This window comes from Spirillospora sp. NPDC000708, from assembly GCF_040299565.1.
In the GTDB taxonomy this organism is placed as follows: Bacteria; Actinomycetota; Actinomycetes; order Streptosporangiales; family Streptosporangiaceae; genus Spirillospora.
In genome coordinates, this window is sequence record NZ_JBEPCJ010000191.1 from 1 (window position 1) to 5879 (window position 5879).

Genomic DNA, 5879 nt, shown 5'->3' on the forward strand with positions numbered 1-5879 from the left:
GACGCCGCCCTGCCCCATCTGGGCGTCCCGGGGCCCCCGCGGGCCCGGGGCGCTGCGGGCCGGGGCGGTCGCCTCGCGCGTCCCGCTGACTGCTCGCATCCCCACATCCTGGCGTAATCGGGCCCACCGGGCCGGGGCCCGATCGGTGGCCCAGCCCGAAGGATATGCACCCGGGAAGCGCGCCGCGCGCGGCGTCCCGGAGCGCTCCTGCCCTGCGCGGAGGCCCGGCGCGCCATGGTGAAGCTCTTGTAACCTGAGCGCCATGACGCAGCGGGGGGCGAACATCGGGATTCTCGTCGCCGCCGTGGCCCTCTTGACCGCCGTGCTCGCCCCGTCGGCGGCGAGCGCCGCGACGGCGCCGGCCGCCGCCTCCGCCTCCGCCTCGGCCCCCGCCCCGGCCTCCGCCGCGCGGGCCGCCGCGATCAGCGGACGCGTCGTGATCATCGGGATTCCGGGCCTGATGTGGAGCGACGTCAGCGCGGAGACGACCCCGGCGCTGTGGGGGCTGACCCGCGACGGCTCGGCGGGCGGGCTCAGCGTCCGCACGACGCGGACCAGCACCTGCCCCACCGACGGCTGGCTGACGCTGTCGGCGGGCCAGCGGTCCCGGCTCGCGCACGGCGACTGCGCGCTCCCCCCGAACCCGATCCTGCCGGGACAGCCGTCCCCCGCGGGCACGCCGCCCGCCGGCGGCGCGGTCGCGCCCGGCTGGCCGGCGATCAAGAGCGACAACGCGGGCACCGGCTACCACGCGCAGATCGGCCTGCTCGGCGACGCCGTCCACGCGGCGGGCGGCTGCACCCTCGCCGTCGGCCCCGGCGCGGTGTTCGCCGCGGGCGACGGCGGCGGCCGCGTCGACCGCTACGTCCCGTCCACCGACAAGGCGACCTCCGCCGACTGGGCGCGCTGCCCGCTCGCCGCCGTCGACGTGGACGAGGTGTTCCGCGCCTACCTCAACGCGGGCGTCGACCCGCACGGCGACCAGGTCCCCGTGCCCGACCGGAAGCGCGCCGCCGCCGCGTCCGCCGCCGACCGGCGCGTCGCGCAGGTGGTGAGCCAGGTCCCGGCGGGGACGACGATCCTGGTGGCGGGCCTGTCCGACACCGGCGTCAACCCGCACCTGCGGGTCGCCGTGGCCAAGGGCGGCGGCTACGGGCCCGGCCTCCTCACCTCCAGCGCGACCCGGCAGGACGGCCTGGTCACGCTCACCGACCTGACGTCCACGGTGCTCCAGCAGCTCGGGCTCAAGGAGCCGCAGCAGGCCGTCGGGTCCGCGTGGCGGTCCCAGCACTCCGGCGACTCCACGGCGACGCGCGTCGAGGACCTGGAGGACGAGGACGTCGCCGCGCAGGCCATCCGCGCCGTCCAGACCAACTTCTACTGGGTGCTGTTCGCGACGCAGCTCGTCCTCTACGGGATCGCGGCGCTGGCGCTGCGGCGGCTCGGCAACGACCCGCGCTCGCGGGCCCGGATCCTCGGCGGCACGCGGGTGATCGCGCTGCTCGGCGGAGCGGCGCCCGGCGCGTCGTTCCTGGCCGGGCTGATGCCGTGGTGGCAGGCCGCGCACCCGACGCCGGTGCTGATCTGCACGGTGCTCGGTTTCGCGGGGCTGCTGACGGGCGTCGCGCTGGCCGGCCCGTGGCGCCGGTCGACGTTCCTGCCCGGACTGGTGATCACCGCGGTCACCGCGGTGGTGCTCGCGCTGGACGTGATGACCGGCTCGTCGCTCCAGCTCAACACGCTGATGGGGTACACGGCGCTGGTCGCCGGGCGGTTCTACGGGTTCGGGAACCAGGCGTTCTCGCTGTTCGCGGTGGCCGCGATCCTGACGGCGGCGTGGGTGTGCGAGTTCCCGCTGCGCCGCCACCGCGCCGAACCGGATCCGGGCGGTCCGGCCGGGGCATCCCGCCGCGCGAAGGCCGTCTCGGTGGGGATCGTCGCGGCGGTCGGGCTGCTCACCGTCGCGGTCGACGGCCTGCCGGCCTGGGGCAGCGACTTCGGCGGCGTCATCGCGATCACCCCGGCGTTCGCGATGCTCGGCATGATGATCACCGGCAAGCGGGTGTCGCCGGTGAAGGTCGGCGCGTTCTGCGTGGCCGGGATCGCGCTGGTGCTGGCGATCTCCTGGTGGAACTCGCGGAGCGCCAACCCGACCCACATGGGCCGGTTCTGGCGCGACCTGATGGACGGCAACGCCTGGGACGTCGTCACCCGCAAGTTCGACGCGATGCTGAACAGCCTCGGGTACTGGCCGTTCACGCTGGCGCTGGCCGCCGCGCTGGTGTTCCTGTTCTTCGTGCTGGCGCGGCCGACGCGGTGGCGGGCGGTGTCCCTGCTGCACCGCGCCTACCAGCACACCCTCACGATGCGTCCGGCGCTGATCTGCGCGCTCGCGGTCGGCATCATCGGGACGCTGGTGAACGACTCGGGCGTGGTGATCCTGTCGGTGGCGTTCAGCCTGGCGACCCCGCTGATGCTGGCGGCCGCGGTGCGGTCGCTGGAGATCGACCTGGACGCAGGCACTGAACAGCCAAGGCCGCAAGAACCGCGAGCAGCGTCCACGGAATCACCGTCGGCCTGACGACGGTGAACAGCCACGACAGGTCGCGCGGCATCCCGATGCGCTGCGGCGCGCGCGCGGGAAGGTAGGCGAGGCTGAGCGCGGCGGTGTGGGCCAGCAGGATCCAGTCGATGCGCGACAGGGGCAGCAGCGCCAGCAGCGCCCAGCCGAACCCGTCGTACCAGGGAAGCACGTAGGGCGCGGCCAGCAGCCACGCCATGACGAACGCCGTGGCCATCCGCCGGTTGGCGACCTGCCCCGGATGCTCCGCCAGCGGGTCGTCCTTCGGCAGGCCGCGCGCCAGCAGCAGGAACAGGACGATCCCGAGCAGCAGCGAGCCGGTCTTGATCACGTCGCGCTGCGAGCCGCGGCCCAGCATCCGGTCAAGCAGGTGCCAGGGGGTGGCGAACGACACCATGTTGCTCGCCTCCCGCACCTGGTCGAGGGCGTGCGGGCCGGCCAGCGCGTACGCGGTCGCGGCCGTCGCGGCGGCACCGCCGGCCAGCGCGGCGAGGCCGCCGAGGGCCCGCCACCGGCGGCCCTTCCAGCCCTCGCGCACCAGCGCCCACGCCGGGCCGCCGCCCGCGAGCGCCGCCGGCATCTTGATCGCCCCGCCGACGCCCGTGAGGACCCCGGCCGCCAGCGCGCGCCCCCACATCCGCCACGGTCCGCCGGTCGCGTACGTGTCGAACACCGTCAGCGCCGCCACCATCGGCGCGATCGCCAGGACGTCGTTGTGCGCGCCGGAGATCAGGTGGAACAGCAGGAGCGGGTTGCACGTCCACAGCAGCGCGGTCCGCAGCCGCCGGTCCTCGTCGCGGGACGTCCGGTAGAGGATCAGCCCGGTCACCGCGAACGCCAGGACGTTGAACACCGACAGCACGAACACCGTCAGCCGCACCGAGCCGCCGCCGATCCACGACGCGACCGCCTGCTCCCCCGTCGCGATCGGCCCGTACACCGACGGCGTCGACCGCCACTCCTCGGGCGCCCCGGCCACCGGGTCCTTCGGCAGGTCCACCGCGCGGGTCTCGTACGGGTCGTGCCCGGTCGCCGCCATCCGCCCGTACGACGCGTAGTTCAGATGGTCGGTCGACCCGACCGGCGGCATGAACATGAACGCGACCGCCGCCAGCAGCCCCGCCGCGACCAGCGGGAACGCCCGGACGCGCCAGCCGCGCCGGACGGCGGTGAAGCACAGCGCGAGGCCCGCCGTCCCCGCCGCGACCCCCGCCACGACGAGCCCCAGCACCAGGTACGGCGACGGGTGCACGTCCAGCGAGTACGGCGGCTCCCCGAACCGCGCGTCCATCGCGGGCTGGAAGGCGGACGGCCCGAGCAGCGCGGTGGCGAGGAAGCAGCAGAGGGAGGCCCCGATGGCCCACAGCCCGGCGGTCCCCGGCCGCGCGGGACCGGGGCTGGTCACGTGCGGTGGCCGCGCAGGCGGGCGAGCCGTCCGGCCACGACGGGCTCCCGCACGGCCAGCGCCCTGGCCACGTCGCGGAACTGCCGGCCGCGGTGCAGCTGCGCGCGCCAGTCGGTGCCGGTCGCGCGGTGCGCCAGCGGCACCTCCACCTCCGCCACCCGGAAGCCCTTGCGCAGCAGGTCGATGGTGAGGCCGGTCTCCACGCCGAACCCGGCGGCGAGCGGCAGCGCGGCGTCGAACGCGGCGCGGGTCAGGCAGCGCTGGCCGTTCAGCGGCTGCGTCGCCTCCCAGCCGGTGGCGCGGCGGATGCCCTCGCGGGACAGCCGGACGACGAAACCGTGCCCGCCGAGCTTCACCGTCGAGGAGAACGCGGCGATCGTCATGTCGGCCTCACCGGCCAGTACGGGCGCGACGAGCGGTGCCGCCTCGGCGGCCGTCTCGGCCAGGTCGGCGTCCAGGAACAGCAGGTGACGGGGCTGGTCACGGCCGTCGTCGAGGAGCCGGACGGCCTCCGCGCCGGTCTCCATCGCGGCGCCCTTGCCCCGGTTGCGGGCGTGCCGCACGACCCGGGCCCCCGCCTGCGCGGCCACCGGCCCGGTCCGGTCGGACGAACCGTCGTCGACGACCACGATCAGGTCGGCCCCGGGCAGCTCCTGCGCGGCCTTGACGGTGGCCGCGATGCGGTCGGCCTCGTCCTTGGCCGGGATGATCACCGCTACACCCTGCGTATCCGCCTCCTGCATATCCGCGATCGTAGTCGGCGTGCGGGCATGGCGCCGTGAACAACCGGCGACGGCGGGACGACCGGCGGCCGATCAGTCCAGGGCGGGCGCCGCGTCGTCGGTCACGGTGAACACGGTGTCGAGCCCGGTGACCTGCAGGATCCGCTTCACGGCCGGGCGCGGCGCGGCGAGCTCCAGCGAGCCGCCCTGCTCCTTGATCCGCTTCATGGCCGAGAGCAGCACGTTCATGCCGGTCGAGTCGCAGAACTCGACGCCGGCCAGGTCGACCACGATCCGGTCGACATCGCCGCGCAGCAGCCCCGCGAGGGCCGCCTGCAGCCTGGGCGCGGTGTACAGGTCCAGCTCGCCGGTCGCCGTGACGACGGCGTGACCTCCCTGAGACGCGGTCGAGACATTTAGCTCCACGTCCGGCACACTATCTCGACTCCGCTCCATGAGCCAGACAGTTCGCCAAGTCGCGTGTGGCGCGGGCGTGTCCCTGGCGCGGCGCCGTCCCGTCCACCCCGTACGCTTTGAGTACTACGCACCGTGATGTCGTGATTTCGGGCTCGGGCAGGGCCCGTCACCGGTTCGCGAGCGCCCCCTGAGCCGTCCGGGCGCGGTCCCAGGGGAACTCCCCGTTCCCCCTTCGCGGACGTCCCGAGTAGGGAAGGCTGGCCCCGTGCAACAGCGGCATTGGGGGGTGCGCGGCACGTGAAGGCCGACCGAACGACCGACCCGAGGCACGCGCGGCTGCGCGAGCGCCTGGACGCGATCCGCGCGCGCTCCGCGAAGTCCACCTCGTGGCGCACGTCCACGCAGTACCTGTCCCGGCTGGTGAACCGGGACGGCTTCGTCCCGGTCAAGACCCGGCTGACCCGCGAGGACCTCGCGTTCCTCACCGGCGCCCGCGAAGAGGTGATCGCGCTCGCCGAGCTGGGCACGCGGATCCTCGACCTGCACCGGCCGCAGGAGGCCGGCGGCATCACCAGCGACCCCGACAGCCCCATCCGCCGCTGCCGCGCCTGCATGTGGCGCTGGCCCTGCCCCACCTTCCGCGCGATCGACGACTCCCTCGACCGTTGAGCTGCGGCGTGGGGGCCGGCATAAACCCCAAAGGACGGGGCAAGCCCCAGGCCCACACCCCCCCCCGAGACACGGGGGGGCGGAC

Annotated in this window: 4 protein-coding genes and 1 pseudogene; 2 read left to right on the forward strand and 3 right to left on the reverse strand. The window is 74.8% G+C overall.

The features are described 5' to 3' along the window. Positions 1 to 262 precede the first annotated feature (262 nt). Complete coding sequence (locus tag ABT299_RS52005; protein WP_500255397.1) at positions 263 to 2581, forward strand: hypothetical protein; 2319 nt, start codon at positions 263 to 265, stop codon at positions 2579 to 2581. 514 nt (positions 2582 to 3095) lie between these two features. Here ABT299_RS52005 and mptB read toward each other — a convergent pair. The 3 genes and pseudogenes from mptB to ABT299_RS52020 all read right to left on the reverse strand — a co-directional run. Beyond that, positions 3096 to 3872, reverse strand: a pseudogene (gene mptB, locus ABT299_RS52010) (polyprenol phosphomannose-dependent alpha 1,6 mannosyltransferase MptB); the annotation flags it as partial. Positions 3873 to 3982: 110 nt separating this feature from the next. Beyond that, entirely contained in the window at positions 3983 to 4729 is a 747-nt protein-coding gene (locus ABT299_RS52015) for a glycosyltransferase family 2 protein (protein ID WP_190851200.1), read from the reverse strand. 72 nt (positions 4730 to 4801) lie between these two features. Then, positions 4802 to 5134 (reverse strand): STAS domain-containing protein, encoded by a 333-nt coding sequence (locus tag ABT299_RS52020; protein ID WP_190851203.1) that lies wholly within the window; start codon positions 5132 to 5134, stop codon positions 4802 to 4804. Between the two features lie 288 nt (positions 5135 to 5422). On the opposite strand from ABT299_RS52020, the gene ABT299_RS52025 reads away from it, so the two are divergent. Continuing rightward, positions 5423 to 5794 carry a hypothetical protein gene (locus ABT299_RS52025; RefSeq protein WP_190851206.1) on the forward strand — a complete coding sequence of 124 codons (372 nt, stop codon included), beginning with the start codon at positions 5423 to 5425 and terminating at the stop codon, positions 5792 to 5794. The last annotated feature ends 85 nt before the right edge of the window (positions 5795 to 5879 follow it).

What these genes read in the sequence shown, in the direction of transcription:
- ABT299_RS52005 (WP_500255397.1), top strand. Translation starts at nt 263, where the DNA reads ATGACGCAGCGGGGGGCGAACATCGGGATTCTCGTCGCCGCCGTGGCC.
- ABT299_RS52015 (WP_190851200.1), bottom strand. Translation starts at nt 4,729, where the DNA reads ATGCAGGAGGCGGATACGCAGGGTGTAGCGGTGATCATCCCGGCCAAG.